Genomic DNA, 18,871 nt, shown 5'->3' with positions numbered 1-18,871 from the left:
AAATGTACTACATAAGCCCTTTTTCTAGAAAGAAAGTAGTGATACAAGTACTAAATAGAACCAAAATAAAAATCAATAAAAGGAGGCAGTAAACATGAAAGATTCTTATAATACAAATGAAGTAAATCCAACATCCTTCACGTTATTCGATTTGGATGATTATTTAAATCATAATGTAGATAATGTATTACACGGTCCTATCGGTTTATTTGCTAGATTTGATGGGTACGCTCCACTAGGTTCTTGGAAGTTCGATCAAAGGTTTGTTCCTACCCCAACTTCTGCCCAAATACCTAGCCCTTGTAACGCCGGTAATACTCTATACTCCACATGTGAATGGCGACCAAATAACGCTGGTACTTGGAAGGTAGAGACATCCGATTTAGTCGCAGGAGGGACAGATGTTTATGAACAAATCGAAGACGTTGTTCTACAAACCCCGATTATTGCGGATCAACATACATATCAAAATGAATCATCTTTACAACAAGCATATGTAACTCCCGCCTATTCCGAATCAGTGACTACCACCACGACAAACACAACAACAAACGGATGTAAAATAAATCCAAAAGCTAGTATTTCGCGTAAATCAAGTTATAAAGTCAAGATTACGGATAAAGAAAGAGGATTTAATCTGGAAGTAGGGGCAGAATATAATTTTACTAATACAGAAACAAAAACAGATACGACAACTCGGACTGTAACATATCCAGCATTCACGACACAAGTTCCACCCTATACCACTGCGATTGTAACAATTACATTAAACAAAGGATATTATGCCAATTATAATGTTCCAGTCGAAGTTGATTTGTTTGGGAGATTCAGGAATCAACACGCCAAACACTATGATCCGAACGACCCGCTTACGTACAACTATTTTGATCTATATCCTTTCGTGGAATTAGTTCAAACCTGTTGTAAAAGTTGTAGTCAATGTGTGTCAAATACGATTCGCGCTCTTCCTGACAATAAAACAGTTCGTTTTAATGGAACAGGGTCATTTATAGCGGATATTGCATCAAATAATTATGTCGTAAAGACTAAATTTGTTGACAATAAAACAGGAGCAACCATTGCGGAACAAGTAGAATATATACCAGCTATTTATACAAACCCAGTTATCAAGACAGTCACCACATCTGAATAGACGATTCGAACAAGTAGAATTACGATTAGGCGTCAACTCCCTTTTTTATGTGTAAGAACCCCGGTTTATAAACCGGGGTTTCTTCTTGGGGTACCACCACATCGCCATCAAGTTAAGGTTTTGAAGTACCCCCTAAACGAAAAATTTCTTTCTCTATAGGTAGTTACTTTGAGAAGTCAGCTTATTTACATAATTATCGTTATTGGAAGTCATTTAGACTTATAATCTATCTATTATCGAATAGCTATTAGTGTATATAGTCCAGGAATCTTAAATTCTGTTTCTGTAGGTGCATCTAGGGGAAAAACCCATTTTTGATGTGGTCCAGATTCTTCAGTTAATGATTGTACTTGTAATCCGGATTGAACTAAGGTTGTTATAATTTCACCTAAGGTCCACCGTTTAATTCTTACTAAGGGTATAGAGTTTGTTTCATCTTCTGATAATAAACTAGTGTAGGCTACTTCTCCTTCAATAATTTCATTATCAAAGTAATTACCGTTGGCTTTCATTTCTCCATCCTGAAACTGTATAAGCTTAGAGTAAACTGGATGATAATCACGCAAGATGAACATACCGCCATTTTTTAGTAATTTATAGACTGTATCAAAAAGAGGTCTCAAGTCAACGAAATAGTGCAACACACCTAGTTCTAACACGACATAATCAAATCCTTGTGTATCTATAGGTAAATCCAAAACATCAGATACAATATATGTAATGTTAACACCTGACTCGTAAGCTAATTCATTTGCATACTGGGCGTTACTTTCAGAAATATCTACTACAGTTACATCAGCACCCATTAAAGCAAATGCGACAGCTTTACTTCCTTTGGATCCTAAAAGATTAATTATTCTTTTCTTTTCTATATTTCCTGTATATTGAAGGTAATATGATATCTGTTTTTGCGGGTTTGCAGCGATTGTTTTAGCAAAATCTTTTGGAACCCCATGCCTATTTACCCAAGCTTGATAAGCTGAATGTTCCCAACCCTTTTTATTAAGGTTACTCATTTGTTTTTGTTCCATCTATACCCCTCCTTTTTTAACAACTTGAATATTTTAACAATTCAAAATCTATATGTCTACTAGTAAATCATTTCTTAAATAACTTGATGTAAATTGTATATCCTATTCATGAGAAGTTGACATAACGTCTCATTATCGGTAGCAAGAAAAAAGCGAATTCCCTTTGAAAATAGGGTTTCGTCTTTTTCTTTTTCTATAACCCTATTCATCTTTTTATACATTCCTGTCCTGGCGTGTGTTCAGGGCTATTGTTTGTTACTGCATTAGCCCAAAAACTGTATAAAATCTTGCATACTCTTAGCGTGGGGGTTTTCCAAAATGCTGGCGATACCCCTATAACTATTACAGAGCTAAAAGTTCTGCAAGAAGTAGATTCAGAAATATGTGGAATGCAAAACCGTAGTAATGAAAAATTATTACTACGGTGAGTTATCAAAATTGATAACTACGAGATTTAACGTTTCATAAAAAAACTGAGAATACTATTTGGATGCACGGTTTTTTTGTTATGGTGAGGTGAGGGTAGAATATAAAAAAGGATTTCTTAGCATATGACTGCGCTTATATGAACTATGTGGAATATAAATGTTCCGGCTCGTCCCACTAACAACGTAATAGGATTTGTTTTATATAAACTATGTGGAACGTATATCGAAGTACATATGCTGTACCTTGAAGTACTTTTCGTAACACCGTTATAATAAATGGTAAATAAAGACTGAAAATTCTATCTTTTTATGAGAAATGCATTTAACTCTTTCGTTTGTTTGGAAAATAAAGTAAGTTTAAGTTGTACTAAATATTAATAAGGGGGATTAAGTCATGAAGAAAAATAAAGCGCTTTCAGTATTGCTATCTACAACCTTAGCTTTTGGTATTAGCTTTACCGCACTATCATTTCCGACAGATGCTAATGCAGCATCAACTACTAAAGTAGAATTGCTTGCAGGTGATTTATATTCTAAAACGCAGTACGTAGATGTCCATTATCCAAAGGGAAAATCACCAGCACAAACCTATTCATATGATCAGAACGGATATAAAGGGATATTAACTCTTTATTCGACTAAAGTAACGGATTTTGGTGGAATTATGGCAACTTACAAGGGGACAGTAACTTGTAAGGCTCCATGCATGATGAAAAAGTAATACTTCATAGTTACATAGACTTAGCCATATGTATCTATTTTTACACATATCTCGGCTGTATCCCATGCCCATCAACTTAAGTAAACAAATCCAACCCAAAACGAGAAAATTGATATCTCCAGGTGAGAATGTACAATTTACTCGTTTTGGGAGCGTTATAAAATTTTTAAGCTGATGGATGTGGCGAACCCCACATCCATCAGCTTAAAAATTCAAAAATAAGAACTTTGATTTGTCTTGCAATCCAATGTTACCTAGCCTTTTATGACAGTCATGTTCCTCAGATCATATGTCTCCACCATTCTGGACTTAATTCCTAGGGAATATATGTATGCTAGTTGTGCTCAAGAAAAAACATAGTATGTCGTCCCTACTTTATAAATGATTTAACATTTCCTGCACTTTCTTCCATGTCTTTCATAAATTCGAAGTCTTCCGAACTTTGAATATCCTCACCAATGACCATAATTATGAGGAGTCTAAATTTTGAAGAAAACAAAAAAATAGTGTAAATAAGAGCTACATACTATTTTTTTGTTTTCTTTTTTAATCCGTATAAATTTTTTAATTACTACAAGCATTTAATGTATTACACTTTTTTCGTCCTTTAATTTCCGCCGGCTGGGCACCAAGCCAATAAGTGGGAAAAGCAGTCCCTTCAGTAACACTCCCATCACGATGCATGTAATAACGCTCATCATGGTTAGCTTTAAAGTTTCCTTCAAGTGCAAATTCCACCCACTCTGCACCAAAACGAAAAATTTCTGCAGCTACTCCACCAAGTGGGTGAAATTCATTCTCATAGACGCGTATCTCCTTTGGTGCTTCTACAAACTCATAAAGACTTAATGCTTCTTCCAAACGGGTAAGTTCATCAAATTCTCCTATTCCCATGAAGACTGGACAAGTAATCTTTGGTACCAATTTCCACAAATTCATCTGGCTACTCAATTCGTTTTCAAAAGCAACTTCATCAGTGTAACCAGACATGTACATAAAATTTGCTTTGAAACTCGGCTGCGCTCTGTTAAAGATGGTATCAAATTCACCATATACACCTTCAAAAGTCGCTATAGCGTTTATACGATTATCACTCGCAGCAGCTCGCATCCCCCAATACCCGCTCATACTGATACCAAAAAATCCAATACACTTTGGATCAACCTCAGGCCGTTTTGATAGAAAATCGATATAACAACTAACGGCGCGTTCGTAATTAGTCAAATCAACTTTTAGACCTCCAGATACAGATTCGCCTTGCCCCGGTCCTTCAATTGATAGAGCTACGATACCACGAGACGTATAATAACGTTGCGCAATCTGTATATAGTCTTCCTTAATCATATCCATACCTGGACCTAATATTACTGCTGGTGCATTATGAACTTCACCTGAGGGCAAATGAAGGAGTGCATATATCTGTTTGCCTTCAAATTCTAGTACTATACGTTGTACCGTTCCTCCTCCAAGTGATGAAATAGCTGCCACACATTCGTTACAACGCTCTCGAAATGCCAATTTTCGTGGATCATCATTAAAATATGAGTATTGTGCACGTCCCCACATAACAGCAGCTCGCTGATATAGATCACGAGCAGTAACAGTGAATCCCTTTTGTTCATAATGTTTTGCACGTTCTTGAGCCTGAGAAGCAACCGTCGCCCATGCTTTTGGTATCATTGCTCCACTCTTTACTTGAGAAAAAATTTTATCAAAATCAGTGTGGTCGTGCCCTAACTGTCCATAGTTGCCTTTGCTTCAGGATGCAAAGCATCAAACCCACCAAGTGAAAGAGCTATATCTAAAGCCCATCCTTGAGATTGTGAACGTTGAGTCATAATAATCATCTTTTTTATTTTTAATTAAGTACTTAACGATTCAGTACTTAATTAAAATATTGAAGTATAATATGTACTTTTGTCAAGACTACGAGCCAAGTCTTTTTATTATTTTATTGATGACTTAAGGTGAGCATATATAATATTGCTTAGAAAATGAATAGCCAGTCTCTACTTAATTTGACTCTACTCTTTTTCATATGTTAATGTTAACTTAATATAATTAAGTACTTAGTTAATGAGAAAATGGTGATGTTATGACAAATTCTTCAAATAAGTTAACTGCGATAGACGAACTTAGTCAGGCTATATATAGTCTAACTGCAGCCGATGGACGTTTAAGAGGGCGAGCTACTCGTACATTAGGGGCCGTTTCAATGGTCCATGCTCGAACCCTTAAAGTATTAGCTGAAGAAGGCGAATTGTCAGTCAAAGAATTAGCTGATCGAGCAGAAACTACCGCCGCTGGTATTACTCAATTAATCAATGGATTACAACAGGCTGGTTACGTTGAGCGTGTTCGTTCAAATAACGACCGGAGAGTTGTCAACGTTCAACTTACGCCTAGTGGTTTAAATTGTCACTTAGAAAGAGAGAAAAAACTAAAACATATTCTTAATGCGAACCTTTCAGATTTTGATGCAGAGCAAATCGAGAAATCCTCTGAAATAATTAGATGTCTAGTTCATGTGCTTGACCAACTATAATAGTATTCTAAAGCTTTCTTGAGTTTTTAGAACTAACACATCGCTATTATGCTAAAATTTTATAGTAACCCCAGAACGAAATCTTATGTTAACTTGTAACAATAAAGCTCATTTTTTCGTTTTGGGGTATTTCAAAATATGAGCTGGATGGGCATGTATGGTGACCTCTACTTAATTATTAGAAAAACATTAGTTTTTAATTGTATACACGCTAATTATGTTGATTTTCCGATGCCCCATCATAATGAATTTCCTCTTTTTATCAGTATTGGTAGGTAAAGAGAGGGCTAGGCACAAAAACAGGTTGTGGAGAAAGTCTTCTTCACAACCTAAGAGTAAGTTATATATCCAAATATGACCTGTTCTTTTAACTATTAAGTCTTTTATAATCTGTTATAGTCGATATAACTAGAGTCATAATAAATCCACTGCCCTGTTCCAATTCTTAGCCAGCCGTTCTTTTCTTCATATACTGTAACTTTTTCGCCTTTACTTGTCTTTCTAACAATAGAATAGTTTGTCCCTGATCCGCTTCGAACATTTACCCCAATACCATTAATTTGAGCCGTTCCAATTACCTTTTCAACACTACCATTTTCAATTACTTGTAGCATATTTAGAATGAATGTTGCTGTCTCACCACGAGTTGTTGTTCCCTTAGGGTCGTATTGATTGTCACCCTTACCTTTTACAATACCTAGGCCATACAGTCTTTGTACGTCTTCTTTATAAATAATTTGGTCTTTGTCTGAGAATGGTAGGTTTACAACTGGTCCCCATATACCTTTATACTGTAAAGCCTTGTTTACAATAATTGCTGATTCTTCTCTTGTAATAGGTGTGTTTGGGTCAAAATAACCATCTCCTCTACCTTGAATGATACCTGCACTTGCAGTACGTTTAATACCATCTCGTAAAGTTGAATTTGCATCGTTTAGGTCTCTAAATGAAGCATCTCCAGCTGACAGGTTTAGAGATTTAGAGATTAATTGAGCAAATTCGGCTCTTGTTATCGCTCTATTGGGTGCGAAAACTCCGTTTCCTTCCCCTATCATAATACCCCTTCTATTTAACTCTCGAATAGCTTCTTCATACCAACCTCCTGTAATGTCATCTTTTGGTTGATAAAGATTATTATAATACCCCTCAACGCTATTTACGAATACATCCCATTGCCCATTATTAATCATGTTGGCAGGGCATATTTTACCGCTCCATTTTTGATGTTTTACAATGTTATTTAACGGTACACCAGTTTCTTTCATTAAATAAGCTACAAGTTTCTTAGCGTTATCTACCGCTTTACTGTAGTTTCCGTCACTATTAACTGCGATTTCAATTGCAATAGATTCTCTATTCCCTGGACCATCACCGTCTCCTGCGTGCCATCCGTTCTCGTTTAATGGTAGATGTTGATAAATCTCTTTATCGTCTACTGTAAAATGCCACGATGCAGCTCGATCTGTGTTCCCTACTGCTTGGTTATATAGGTATTGAGCGTGGTTTCTAGCACCTGCTCCTACACTTGTATTATCAGTCTCATGAATTGTAATATACTTTGGACTCATATAGTTTTGAGGACGAATATTATCGTTACCTGCTGGAACAATCCATTCCGTGAATGGAACACCATTTATTGTACTAGAGGTGCTAGGTGATATGGGAGACAGACTACGTTTTGTTCTGTTTGAATTGTTAGGAACAGTTAGTGTACCTGTTTCTTCATGAATACCTTCTGAACGTTGAAGACTATCTACTTTCTTATTGTCGACAGTACCTCCACCACGTCCGTCTACCTCTTCAAAACTAGCTTCAATACTTTTTAAAGCCTGTTCATCTGATGTTGTTTTACTTTGTTCCTGAACGTTTGTAGGTTGCTTATTGTTTACTAATTGTTGTTCCTCTGCAAACGATATCAATGGTGAAGATAATACCGTTAATCCTGCCGTGAATGCTACTACTTTTTTATTAAATTTAATATTCATTTTGAATTTGGTATATCTCACTACTTTAATAGATATACCTTCCTCCTTGTACTTCTTTTAGTCTAAATAATAGTGTGAATAATAGTTTAAATAATCATAGCCTGACCCTCAAATATAATAGATTAATTTTCCACTTCGTATGATAAACCGAAATCTTTAAGTCCTACTAGATATATCAGTATTTCAGAATTATAACACAGCACGATTGCAAAAATATAATTAAATAACATAAATAACCTTTAGTGTATACAACGGTTCTGGTGCAAAAATCCCAAGGCTCTTACAACTAATATCTTAATCTTGAACATACTGATAGTATGACTCTAAAAAGGAGCATAATCAGTTAATCTATTTTTACACCAAAATCATGTTAGCTCCTATATAAAAAATACACCCTTCTTTTCATTTTATTATTTCTTTTTACCTAGCGATTTAAGACCACGTTTAATAACATCATAGAAACTTAGAGATTGTGCCATATGACCTGGATCTACATATTCTCGTATAGCCCGAAGAACTTTCTTAGGTTCCTTAGAAGAAAAGGTGAAGATTCCATTTCTCTTGGTTTCAATAGCATAACGTGGAATCCATTTCCCCTTAAACATTACAGAAGCTATAACGTAATCTACCTCCTCCCACGGAATTTGAATAAATTTACGCGTATCACGAGAATTATAAAATTCAAACCCTTTATCACCAATCATAATTTTCCCATAGTCCGTAAGTCCCGTAAAAGCGGTAGCATCTATTACTAAATCTACCTTTGTATTAATTGATTGAATCATCATATCCACTCCATTTCATTTATCCTATTTATAATTCATAACTTCAAACAATTAAGTCAATACAAAAAGTGGCTGAAGCGATAATCCCCAGCCACTTTTTGTATACGAACTATTATCGATTCACAGGCTACTAACCTATACTTTAATCTCAACAATTCCTAAATATTAAATTTTAAGAATTGAAAACGTGAGCAACTTAAATTATAAAAGTCCGATTACGTGACCAACTACCCCAACTACGAATAATGAAAGAATAATAACAATTGGGCTGACCTTTTTCTTCAGCAACCACATGCAGAAAAATGTCAGAAGCAATGCAGCTAAACCAGGAATTAATTGATCTAAGTTATCTTGCAAGGTAGTTACTTTCGTAGGTGACAGTGCCATTCCTGAGTTTACTTGTTCAAAAGATTGACGAATCCCTTCACCATTTCTAGGAAGTTTGTCCCACTCAACATACGCACCTTTATCTAACTGAACTTCAGATACAACTGGCTTGAATTTAATTGATACCCATCGTTCCACCAAGGCTGCAAGTACAAACATACCAAGGATTGATGCTCCTTTTGTAATATCTTGTAATAATCCACCTGAAAGATCATCAGTGATTTTAGAACCGGCTTTATAACCAAATTCTTGTGTATACCACATAAATCCCCAACGAACCAGATTCCAAGCTAAGAAGAAAAGGATTGGCCCAAGGATATTCCCCCCCATTGCTAATGATGCTCCTAAAGCACCTAACATTGGACGTAAAGTAAACCAGAATACCGGATCACCAACGCCGGCTAAAGGACCCATCATTCCAACTTTAACCCCCTGAATTGCCACATCATCAACTTCTGCACCATTAGCACGTTCTTCTTCGAGTGCTAATGTAACTCCTAGAATTGGTGAAGCAATATAAGGATGTGTATTGAAGAATTCCAAGTGACGTTTTAATGCTGCTTTTCGATCTTCTTTTGATTTATATAACTTTTTAATCGCTGGAATCATCGAGAAGGCCCAACCACCATTCTGCATACGTTCGTAGTTCCAAGAACCCTGAATAAATGTAGATCGCCATGCAACGGCTAAACGATCTCTTTTTGTTAATTGAATTTTTTCTGCCATTTGTCTTCTCCTCCTCCTGAATTAATAATCGTTTAAGATATCGTCAAGCGGGTCACCAGAGTTACCTCCACCACCATTTGAAGAACCACCCATTTTAGAAAGACTCAAATAAATAAGAGCTAAAGCCACACCCAATGCACCAAGAGCAATAAGTGTTAATTGAGAAATTGCAGCTATTACGAAACCAATAATAAAGAATGGCCATACTTCTTTTGTTGCCATCATATTAATAACTAATGCATAACCAACAGCAACAACCATTCCCCCACCAATAGCCATTCCATCAGTTAACCATGCAGGCATTGATTCCAAGAATCCTTGAACGCTTTGTGCAGGGATAAATAAAAGTGCTCCGGCAGGAATTGCAATTCGGATACCCTGTAAACACACCGCAGCGATGTGTAACACTTCAATTTTTTTTATATTTCCTTCTTCAGCTGCCGTATCCATCATGTGAACAATAGGAACAGCAAGTGTACGAACAATCATTGTTAAGAAAAGTCCTGCTACTGCAAGTGGTACCGCTACTGCAATTGCTGATGCAACACCGCTAACACCTTGTCCGCCTAATACTAAAATGATCGCTGATGCAACTGATGCCAATGCAGCATCTGGCGCTACGGCTGCTCCAATATTTGCCCATCCAAGTGCAATCATTTGAAGTGTACCGCCAAGAACAATGCCAGCCTCCAGGTTACCTGTTACTAATCCAATTAGTGTACATGCCACTAGTGGTTGATGGAATTGAAATTCATCTAATATTCCTTCCATACCGGCTAGAAATGCAATTAGTATCACTAAAATTATTTCTATAGTAGACATTATGATCCCCCATTTCATTTACATTTACTATGTAACTACGATAATTCAACCTTCGCTTTTTTTAGAATATCATCCATATTTGCACGAGAATCATTAGGTACTTTACGTACATCAAAATGAATGCCTTTTGCTTTCATTTTCTCGAAAGCCTCTACATCTTCTCTTCCCATAGAAAGAACCTTATTAACAACAACCTTTCCAGTTGAATGAGCCATAGAACCAACGTTAACTTCTTTAATATCCACGCCACCCTCTATAACTCTCAGGATATCTAGTGGGTTTTCAAATAATACCAGTGCATTAGTATTACCAAAACGGGGATCTTTTTCAACTTCAATCATTTTGCTGATTGGAATAACATTGGCCTTAACCCCTGGTGGTGCCGCCTGTTCGATTAATTTTTTACGAAGATCGTCTTTAGACACTGCATCTGAAACTACGATAATACGATTTGGTTGTGTAGACTTTGTCCATGCAGTCGCTACCTGACCATGCAATAAACGAGAATCCACACGGACTAAAACGAACTTGATTTTCCCATCACCAACTACTGTACCGGGAGCAAGTCTGCCATTTGCTTTTCCATCTTTTGCAACTGCGATATCAGTATTTTCTTTGGGTTCCAGCTCTTCAGGTTTAATCCTGATCCCTTCTTTTGCTGTTTTAACGATTTGTGCTGCGATCTCTTGAGCAGACGTAATTGATAAACGGGATGCATAAGCTTCAATCACCATTGGTAAGTTTAAACCAGCAACGATTGCCCAATTGTCTTTGTGTTCTTCATACAAGCCATTAGCTTGATTGAATGGAGTACCGCCCCATAGATCGACTAAAAATAATACCTCATCTTGATTATCAAAAGATGCAACTGCTGCTTCCATTTTTGCTCTCAAATCGTCTGGCCCTTCGTTTGGCATTAAGGTAACAGCCTTAACATTCTCTTGCTCTCCAAAAATCATTGCGCCAGATTGTAAAATGCCTTCAGCAAATTGGCCATGGCTTGCTAGGATAATCCCTACCATCTCTCTACCTCCTAAATATTTCATCCTAATTTTTTCTGAATTGACGCAACCAACACAACTTTTCTTCTTCATTTCATCAATCTTTAACTATTAAAAACCAACTTTTTCTATCCTTGAGAAAACCACCTCCTAGGCTATTTAAATCTCACTTCTTTTATAAAATTTTGTTTACTACTAAAAATGTGTTTGTGAATCTCCAATTCATCATTTTTCAAATCATTACTTAAAACACATAATTTCTTAGGTAAAAGGTTCATAATCTTATAAAATAACTCACCACAAGAAAACGCTTTCAAAATATAGAAAGAACATACCGTTGAAAATCTTTGTTTCAAATACACTTACTCTAAACCTAATCAACTATAAATAGACTGAGTTGCGTCAAACCAAAATAGGAGTAAAACTCCACTTGCGAATTGCCTCATTGATAAGGAAAGCGTTTATCTCGAAAAACATGATTATCACTGCAAACAAACATGACAGAAATCAATTTAAAGTTCTTTCGAATGATAAAAATACCATGTAAGTTTTTAATTACGCACATGTTACTCACCAAAAGTTCAATTGAATGACAGACTATACATATTTATCCTTTTCCCAAATAAAGAAAAGCACTGTTATTCGTATAATGAAATCGATTCCACTTACTAAAAACATTGCCGTTCTATCTGATAAGATGATTTATATCGCCTGCATACAAAATAACAAACAAAAAAACAATAACCCCCTCTTACGAGTCAGAAGTTTGCTAAAGATAGCTATCTAGAAAACAGTTTGTAGTTGGAGACAGAAATTTGATAAAAGAGTTGATTCGTCGCAAAAGAATATTTGGCATTGGTATTTTTGATCTTGCTTAGATTGGATATTTGCTCAACTTTAAAGAGAATATGTATCAAATAATAATAATATTTGTAAAAAAACACATGAATATAACAATATAAAAGCAGCTCGTTTATCAGTTCTCAAAAGAATAAAACCACTATCACCCTCTACAACGGTTATATATTCATTATATCCATTGTGAATTTTTTCACAATGGATATAAATTGAACATTTTATGAATAAAACAATTCCACATTATAAGAAATATATAGTGATTTTTTAGCATACATTTTTTACTTAAATACCCCTTTGCATTATATGATCGATAGTAAACGTGGTTAACTAATCGATTTCTAATTGAAGTTTAATATATTAATTGCTTAATAAATCAATTGAAAACATATAGCTCCTATGATTCCTCCTATGGTACTACCAATTATGGGAATCCATGCGTATCCCCAATCCGAAGAGCCTTTATTACATATTGGTAAGATTTGATGTGCTAGTCTTGGGCCAAAATCTCGAGCTGGATTTAAAGCAAATCCAGTTGTTCCACCAAGAGATAAACCTATAGATACTATTAACGCTCCTATTATTATTGGAAGTAGTCCATCTATAACTTTATTATGACTCATAGCTAAAATTGAAAATACAAATACTGCAGTGCCAATAATTTCACTTAACAAATTGGACGGCCAACTTTTTATTGCAGGGCTTGTAGAAAACACCGACAATATAATTTCTTGATTTTTAGTTTCTTTCCAATGCGGAAAATACTGGAGCCAGACAAATATTGAACCTAAAAAAGCCCCCATCAACTGTGCACCAATATAGGAAGGAACTTCACTCCAAGGAAATAGCCCTATACAAGCAAAAGCAATTGTAACTGCAGGATTCAAATGCGCACCACTTATGTTATCTACTATATATATAGCGAATGTAACTGCTAATCCCCAGCCAAGAGTAATTGCAACCCATCCGGAATTTTGTGCTTTGGATTTTTTCAGCAAAGTACCTGCTACAACGCCGTTCCCTAATAAAATAAGAACCAAGGTTCCAATTAATTCCCCCATAAATGGAGACATATTTATGACCCCCTTTGTTATTTCAAAAACCATTGTATAAATACAAGGGCATCATCAGCATCTTTCCCATCAAGAATTACATGTATTTCTGCTCCTCTTTTTACTGCTAAATCAATTAGTTGAAGAGTACTTTTTGCATTAACTTTTTTATCTTTAAATATAAACTGCACCGAACAATCATAATCCCTTAAGCCATCTACAATTTCACTTGCTGATTTTGCATGAATTCCATCCTTACGAGTTACAATTAATTTTCTTTCGATTCTCATAAGATTAGCTCCTTTTATATTTTTATAATGGTTTTCGCTTCAAGTACAGCCTTAAATCTTATATATTTTTTCTAATGTTTTGCCAATCCCTAATTCAACAATCGCTACGTAGGACCCTCTATTAATATTGGATCTGCTATTTTGATTTAATCACTCTTAATTAGAGCGCCCCCAAAATTTAGGAATACAATTACAACTCGTTCATTATAAATAACCTCTTGAATTTATCTGACGCTTCTACCTACTTATCGTTATCTACTACTCCTGCAGAAACTTTTAAAACACTGGAACTTAATTGGGCGAGTAAAGCTTTTAAATCTCTTAACTAGTAGATAAACAAGAGAAACTAAAGCAATTCCTGCATTACTCATCACAATTGCTCCCTAAGTTCATTAACAATATCTTTTTCACCTATAAGAGATAAACATAGAGTTTCAAAGATAATAAAAGATGAGACTGCTCCTGGATCTAAATGACCAATAGACCTTTCTCCTAGAAAAGAAGCACGTCCTTTTTTAGCTAATAATGGCTTAGTTTTTTCCATTTGTTCTCTTGCAAAAATGATAAGACCAATAGGTTTTATTTTTTCTCCATTTCTTTGGATATACTTCAAAACAGGATCCCAAACATCAAGCATTGTTTTATCTCCTATCTGAGTTTTTCCTCTTAGACAGATGCCATTTACAGATTCTTGAAAAGCAACCCCCAATTCATTGATTGTAATTTTATTTTTCCCTTTCAAAACACTGCCAGCCCTCAAAAAGGCTGTTCCATATAAAGGCCCTGATGCACCTCCAACCTTTGAAATAAGTATCATTCCAATATCCTGAAATACATTTCCAATATCATCATAAGCTGTATATGATATCTTTTTTTCAACCTCTTTAAACCCTCTATTCATATTAATACCATGATCTCCATCACCTATGAATTGATCAAGTTGCGTTAGATTTTTTTTTTGATACTCAAGTTGTTTTGCAGTAAGTTGCATCCAATTGATGATATGTCTTGGTGTAATATACATGTTGGCCCTCCTATTGTACACGCCAGTTAGTCGTATTTGCTGGATCATTAAGCAAAGCAGTTAATTGTTCATCTAGTTTTAATAAAGTAATAGAAAAACCGTCCATATCAATTGCTGTCATGTATTCTCCAACATATGTTTTACAGATATCGATACCAATTTTGTTTAATATGGTGTTAATCATTTTATTTAAAACATATAATTCCATTAACGGCGTTCCCCCTAAGCCGTTTACCATTACTGCAACTTTGTCACCAATCTTCAATTGCATATCACTTAAAATATGCTCTAAAAGGAGTTCAGCCATTTTATTAGCTGCTATCATACTAATACGATGAGTTCCAGGTTCACCGTGGATACCTATACCAACCTCTACTTCATTTTCACCAATTTTATAACCAACTGTACCAGCTCCAGGTATAGTACACGTTTTTAATGCCATGCCCATACTACCTATATTAGCAATTACTTTATTTGCAACATCTTCAACTTCTTTAAGCGATGCCCCTTTCTCAGCCATCGCTCCAGCTATTTTATGTACAAATATTGTTCCAGAAATTCCTCTTCTTCTCATAGTGTGTGAACTATTGTCAATAGCAATATCATCATTAACAATGACTGTAGCAATTGGGATTCCCTGTGCTTCAGCCATTTCAGCAGCCATTTCAAAATTCATTATGTCTCCTGAGTAGTTTTTTACAATTAATAAAACCCCACTTCCAGCATCCACCTTTTGAATCGCTTTCAAAATCTGGTCTGGTGTAGGAGAAGTAAAAATTTCGCCCATTACAGCAGCATCAAGCATTCCTTTACCAACAAATCCTATATGCGCTGGTTCATGACCACTCCCGCCTCCGCTGATAATTGCCACTTTTCCTTGAAATGGACTATTAGCTCGAATAATTATATTTGTTTCAGCCATATTTTGTAGTTTATCAGAATGTGCAAACAACATTCCGTCAATCATATCCCTAACTACTTTTTCTGGATTATTAATAAATTTTTTCATGGCATCTATTCCTTTCCATTAGTCGCCGCTAGTACCCTAACATTTAATTTTCTAGTTTTATTCCCTACTACAATTCCCTTTTATTATAAAAACCTATAATGATTTTACTTGGACATTTAGCTTTAAGCCTCCAATTTCATCTAAAAAGATTGTTCCAATCTTTGCTTGCTCAAATTTCCCTTTCCTCATGTGAAGTGCTCCAGTGAATACTCCTTTTTCATGCTCAAATAGCTCACTTTCAATTAAATTAGGGGGGATAGCCGCACAATTTACTAGAATAGACGACTTATCCTTTCTGAAAACAGCTTTATGGATACCTTTACCTATAAGTTCTTTTCCTGTTTCACTCTCTCCAGTAATAAGAATCGTAGAATCTAATTCTGCCACTTTATTCGCAACAAAGAGCGTCTTCATTAAAGTGTCACTATAAATAATAATGTCTGGAAAAGAGTTGTTTAGTTTTTTATATTTCGACAATTCACTTTCTAAATACGTTATTCTTTTCTTTTCAAGAGTCAATTGGTCTAATAATGATTGTGTTTCATGAATAGATTCATCGTTAAAAGTATTCCGCTCAATTTTGCTATAAGTATAGCTACGGCTCGAGCATGTGGACCATTTGTAATATGAATATTAATTTCAATCTTTTGTATCATAAGAACCTATTTCATAATAATACATGCATAAAAATACATAAAATTCAACCAGTGCATTTTATGTATTTTTATTTTCATTATTAAAACTCTAACTATTACATAATAAGTTTTTTTATACAAAACCTGATAATATAGGTTTTTAATACTAATTTTCCCATTTCATCTTTCTTAAGAAATAGTATTTTATTTTTGATAATCATAACACTATCTTTTAACCCGTCATATAACAGACGAAAAATATACATAAAATATTCATAATTCTGTACTCTGAATTTTGATAACATTAGATTCAAGGCTAGATTTTCAGCTTACTTACAAAAAATCAAGGAGTGATTATCATGGAACGTATCCTAATTAGCCCGCAAAAATATATTCAGGGAAGAAATGTAATTGAAAAAATCGGAGAGTATGTAAAACCTCTAGGAACCAATTTATTAGTTATTGCAGATGAATGTGTTTGGCATCTTGTTGGTGAAAAAGTTATGGAAAGCTTTCACAAACAAAATCTAAGCTTTGAAAAAGTCGGTTTTAATGGCGAAAGTTCTGAAAATGAAATTGCAAGAATTGAGAAAATAGGAAAAGAATTTGGTGCTGATGTAATCATTGGTATAGGTGGTGGTAAATCAGTAGACACAGCAAAAGCGGTAGGAGAAATTCTTTCGGCCAAAGTTGTAAGCGTTCCCACTATTGCCTCAACAGATGCACCAACCAGTTCTCTTTCTGTTATTTACTCTGATGATGGAGTATTTGAGAAATACAAATTTTATTTAAAAAATCCGGATATTATTTTAGTAGATTCCCAAGTCATTGCACAAGCTCCATCTAGATTTTTAGCTGCTGGGATTGGAGACGGAATGGCTACATGGATTGAAGCTAGAGCAAATTTAGAATCACGAAAACCCGCTATGGCTGGAGGACTCTCTACCCTAGCAGCTGCTAAGATTGCAGAACTCTGTTGGGATACCTTATTTCAATATGGAGAAGCTGCTCTTTTAGCAGTTAAACAAAAAACAGTTACTCCAGCAGTTGAAGCCGTAATAGAGGCAAACACCTTGCTTAGTGGCCTTGGATTTGAAAGTGTGGGGTTAGCTGCAGCTCATGCCATCCATAATGGTTTTACTGTTTTACATGATAAGACTCATGATTTGATGCATGGAGAAAAGGTTGCATTTGGCACATTAGTACAAATGACATTGGAATCTTGGACAACTGAAGAACTATATAACTACATTGATTTCTGTATCAAGCTTGGCTTACCTACTACACTTGAAGATCTGAACCTAGGTGATGCAAGTAAAGAAGAATTGATGAAAGTGGCTGAAGCTGCCTGTCAAGATGGTGAAACTATACATAATATGCCATTTGAAATTTCACCAGAAATGGTTTTTGATGCAATTATTGCTGCTGATGCTTATGCTACTGAGTATAAATTAAAAAAATTAGTTCAAAATTACAATCCCAAAAATTAATTAAGTGTATATTACACATTATTTAATTTTATATGTGTCCTTTTAAGAATTTAGCAAAATTACAATACTATATATTAAAAACTAAATAAGCATTAAAATTGTATATATCATGAAATAATCTGAAGACTTCATCCAACATATAAGAGCACGAAATATTTAAATGAATCATAGCATTATGTCAAAATTAATTTTGTAACTGAATTTTCACACCAAAGATAAATATAGGACTAGAAAAAACCTCTTTATGAGGTTTTTTCTAGTCCTATACTTTTGATAAAAAAATAAGCTGTTTTTATTATAAACAATAGGTTAGCAACACCATCTTAACATATAAAAACCAAAAATCTATGTGTCAATTTTTCAAACATCCTATAGTTTTTATGAGAATACTAAAAAGATATAATTCATAAAAAATGTAGGAGAAGTAAAGGACTTAATTTATGCTGCTTCCAGTTTACCTACTCAACTAAAGTAAGACAATTTTAGAAAACCTAAAAAGAATATTCTCATTTTATTACTAAAGAATACAACAAATTGTTTAGATTTAGTAATAGAAGTAGTTAGTCTTGTACTCAAGATAAAAATTTTTTAGCCAAACTAGATTATTAGAATCGACACTTTTGTGTACATTTATATTACTTCTAGCTCACTATTCATCCCCACCTTACAAAAATGGTATATATATGTACATTTTAATTCGATTTTCTGTAGTTTATGAGAAGAAATATATTGTTTTTGGATGAATATTATTATATTTCCCTCTAATTTGTTTCATTTTTTGTAAGTTGTTATCCTACTAAATGAGGGTAATCATCACGTATAAAAGTATCAGTATTGGGAGTTACGGCAATAATTCTTCAAAATATATATTAAAAGAATTTTAATAATGCCAAATATAATTTCTTTTTTTAATTATAAATTAGAAGTGAGGA

General features: G+C 34.7%; 15 protein-coding genes and 1 pseudogene. 4 read left to right on the top strand and 12 right to left on the bottom strand.

Annotated features, from left to right (window positions below):
* Positions 1–94 precede the first annotated feature (94 nt).
* Positions 95–1,153, top strand: coding sequence for an ETX/MTX2 family pore-forming toxin (locus tag MHH27_RS29280; RefSeq protein WP_161114213.1), 1,059 nt, complete (start codon positions 95–97; stop codon positions 1,151–1,153).
* A 233-nt stretch (positions 1,154–1,386) separates the two neighbouring features.
* Here the strand turns inward: MHH27_RS29280 and MHH27_RS29275 are convergent, their stop codons facing one another.
* Positions 1,387–2,184, bottom strand: a complete 798-nt coding sequence (locus MHH27_RS29275) for a class I SAM-dependent methyltransferase (protein ID WP_340945179.1) — start codon at positions 2,182–2,184, stop codon at positions 1,387–1,389.
* A gap of 822 nt (positions 2,185–3,006) precedes the next feature.
* On the opposite strand from MHH27_RS29275, the gene MHH27_RS29270 reads away from it, so the two are divergent.
* Positions 3,007–3,333, top strand: coding sequence for a hypothetical protein (locus MHH27_RS29270; protein WP_098587907.1), 327 nt, complete (start codon positions 3,007–3,009; stop codon positions 3,331–3,333).
* A 564-nt stretch (positions 3,334–3,897) separates the two neighbouring features.
* On the opposite strand, the pseudogene MHH27_RS29265 reads toward MHH27_RS29270, so the two are convergent.
* Positions 3,898–5,171: pseudogene (locus MHH27_RS29265) on the bottom strand (alpha/beta hydrolase).
* A gap of 257 nt (positions 5,172–5,428) precedes the next feature.
* Here MHH27_RS29265 and MHH27_RS29260 point away from each other — a divergent pair.
* A complete protein-coding gene (locus MHH27_RS29260) occupies positions 5,429–5,878 on the top strand; it encodes a MarR family winged helix-turn-helix transcriptional regulator (protein ID WP_000185335.1) in 450 nt (149 codons plus the stop codon).
* Between the two features lie 383 nt (positions 5,879–6,261).
* On the opposite strand, the gene MHH27_RS29255 is transcribed toward MHH27_RS29260, so the two are convergent.
* The 10 genes from MHH27_RS29255 to MHH27_RS29210 all read right to left on the bottom strand — a co-directional run bounded on the left by MHH27_RS29255 (position 6,262) and on the right by MHH27_RS29210 (position 16,291).
* Positions 6,262–7,863: an S-layer homology domain-containing protein gene (locus tag MHH27_RS29255; protein WP_340945175.1), complete on the bottom strand. Its 1,602-nt coding sequence runs from the start codon at positions 7,861–7,863 to the stop codon at positions 6,262–6,264.
* Positions 7,864–8,273: 410 nt separating this feature from the next.
* Positions 8,274–8,651 (bottom strand): DUF956 family protein, encoded by a 378-nt coding sequence (locus MHH27_RS29250; protein WP_002099017.1) that lies wholly within the window; start codon positions 8,649–8,651, stop codon positions 8,274–8,276.
* Between the two features lie 198 nt (positions 8,652–8,849).
* The gene (locus tag MHH27_RS29245; RefSeq protein WP_071714019.1) at positions 8,850–9,761 is read right to left on the bottom strand and encodes a PTS system mannose/fructose/sorbose family transporter subunit IID; all 912 of its coding nucleotides are present in this window, start codon (positions 9,759–9,761) and stop codon (positions 8,850–8,852) included.
* Between the two features lie 21 nt (positions 9,762–9,782).
* Entirely contained in the window at positions 9,783–10,583 is an 801-nt protein-coding gene (locus MHH27_RS29240; protein ID WP_000103758.1) for a PTS mannose/fructose/sorbose transporter subunit IIC, read from the bottom strand.
* Positions 10,584–10,618: 35 nt separating this feature from the next.
* Complete coding sequence (locus tag MHH27_RS29235; protein ID WP_340945312.1) at positions 10,619–11,605, bottom strand: mannose/fructose/sorbose PTS transporter subunit IIA; 987 nt, start codon at positions 11,603–11,605, stop codon at positions 10,619–10,621.
* Between the two features lie 1,202 nt (positions 11,606–12,807).
* Positions 12,808–13,512: an MIP/aquaporin family protein gene (locus tag MHH27_RS29230; protein WP_098212101.1), complete on the bottom strand. Its 705-nt coding sequence runs from the start codon at positions 13,510–13,512 to the stop codon at positions 12,808–12,810.
* Positions 13,513–13,529: 17 nt separating this feature from the next.
* Positions 13,530–13,781: an HPr family phosphocarrier protein gene (locus MHH27_RS29225; RefSeq protein ID WP_001217720.1), complete on the bottom strand. Its 252-nt coding sequence runs from the start codon at positions 13,779–13,781 to the stop codon at positions 13,530–13,532.
* A 370-nt stretch (positions 13,782–14,151) separates the two neighbouring features.
* A complete protein-coding gene (gene dhaL / locus MHH27_RS29220; protein ID WP_340945170.1) occupies positions 14,152–14,805 on the bottom strand; it encodes a dihydroxyacetone kinase subunit DhaL in 654 nt (217 codons plus the stop codon).
* A gap of 10 nt (positions 14,806–14,815) precedes the next feature.
* Positions 14,816–15,814, bottom strand: a complete 999-nt coding sequence (gene dhaK / locus MHH27_RS29215; RefSeq protein WP_340945167.1) for a dihydroxyacetone kinase subunit DhaK — start codon at positions 15,812–15,814, stop codon at positions 14,816–14,818.
* Positions 15,815–15,907: 93 nt separating this feature from the next.
* On the bottom strand, positions 15,908–16,291 hold the full coding sequence (locus MHH27_RS29210) for a sigma 54-interacting transcriptional regulator (protein ID WP_340945165.1): 384 nt from the start codon (positions 16,289–16,291) through the stop codon (positions 15,908–15,910).
* A 517-nt stretch (positions 16,292–16,808) separates the two neighbouring features.
* Here MHH27_RS29210 and MHH27_RS29205 point away from each other — a divergent pair.
* On the top strand, positions 16,809–17,939 hold the full coding sequence (locus MHH27_RS29205) for a glycerol dehydrogenase (protein ID WP_340945163.1): 1,131 nt from the start codon (positions 16,809–16,811) through the stop codon (positions 17,937–17,939).
* Positions 17,940–18,871 lie beyond the last annotated feature (932 nt).

The sequence above is a fragment of the Bacillus sp. FSL L8-0152 genome, from assembly GCF_038006365.1.
Taxonomy (GTDB): domain Bacteria; phylum Bacillota; class Bacilli; order Bacillales; family Bacillaceae_G; genus Bacillus_A; species Bacillus_A cereus.
The sequence above is the reverse complement of the archived record's forward strand: the minus strand, read 5'-3'. Positions and strand labels throughout refer to the sequence as shown.

Bases quoted from the DNA above. Each gene is read 5' to 3' on its own strand.
- dhaL (WP_340945170.1), bottom strand. From the start codon at position 14,805: ATGTATATTACACCAAGACATATCATCAATTGGATGCAACTTACTGCA.
- MHH27_RS29240 (WP_000103758.1), bottom strand. From the start codon at position 10,583: ATGTCTACTATAGAAATAATTTTAGTGATACTAATTGCATTTCTAGCC.
- MHH27_RS29230 (WP_098212101.1), bottom strand. From the start codon at position 13,512: ATGTCTCCATTTATGGGGGAATTAATTGGAACCTTGGTTCTTATTTTA.
- dhaK (WP_340945167.1), bottom strand. From the start codon at position 15,814: ATGAAAAAATTTATTAATAATCCAGAAAAAGTAGTTAGGGATATGATT.
- MHH27_RS29260 (WP_000185335.1), top strand. From the start codon at position 5,429: ATGACAAATTCTTCAAATAAGTTAACTGCGATAGACGAACTTAGTCAG.
- MHH27_RS29235 (WP_340945312.1), bottom strand. From the start codon at position 11,605: ATGGTAGGGATTATCCTAGCAAGCCATGGCCAATTTGCTGAAGGCATT.
- MHH27_RS29280 (WP_161114213.1), top strand. From the start codon at position 95: ATGAAAGATTCTTATAATACAAATGAAGTAAATCCAACATCCTTCACG.
- MHH27_RS29275 (WP_340945179.1), bottom strand. From the start codon at position 2,184: ATGGAACAAAAACAAATGAGTAACCTTAATAAAAAGGGTTGGGAACAT.
- MHH27_RS29255 (WP_340945175.1), bottom strand. From the start codon at position 7,863: ATGAATATTAAATTTAATAAAAAAGTAGTAGCATTCACGGCAGGATTA.
- MHH27_RS29270 (WP_098587907.1), top strand. From the start codon at position 3,007: ATGAAGAAAAATAAAGCGCTTTCAGTATTGCTATCTACAACCTTAGCT.
- MHH27_RS29225 (WP_001217720.1), bottom strand. From the start codon at position 13,781: ATGAGAATCGAAAGAAAATTAATTGTAACTCGTAAGGATGGAATTCAT.
- MHH27_RS29205 (WP_340945163.1), top strand. From the start codon at position 16,809: ATGGAACGTATCCTAATTAGCCCGCAAAAATATATTCAGGGAAGAAAT.
- MHH27_RS29245 (WP_071714019.1), bottom strand. From the start codon at position 9,761: ATGGCAGAAAAAATTCAATTAACAAAAAGAGATCGTTTAGCCGTTGCA.
- MHH27_RS29250 (WP_002099017.1), bottom strand. From the start codon at position 8,651: ATGATGATTCAATCAATTAATACAAAGGTAGATTTAGTAATAGATGCT.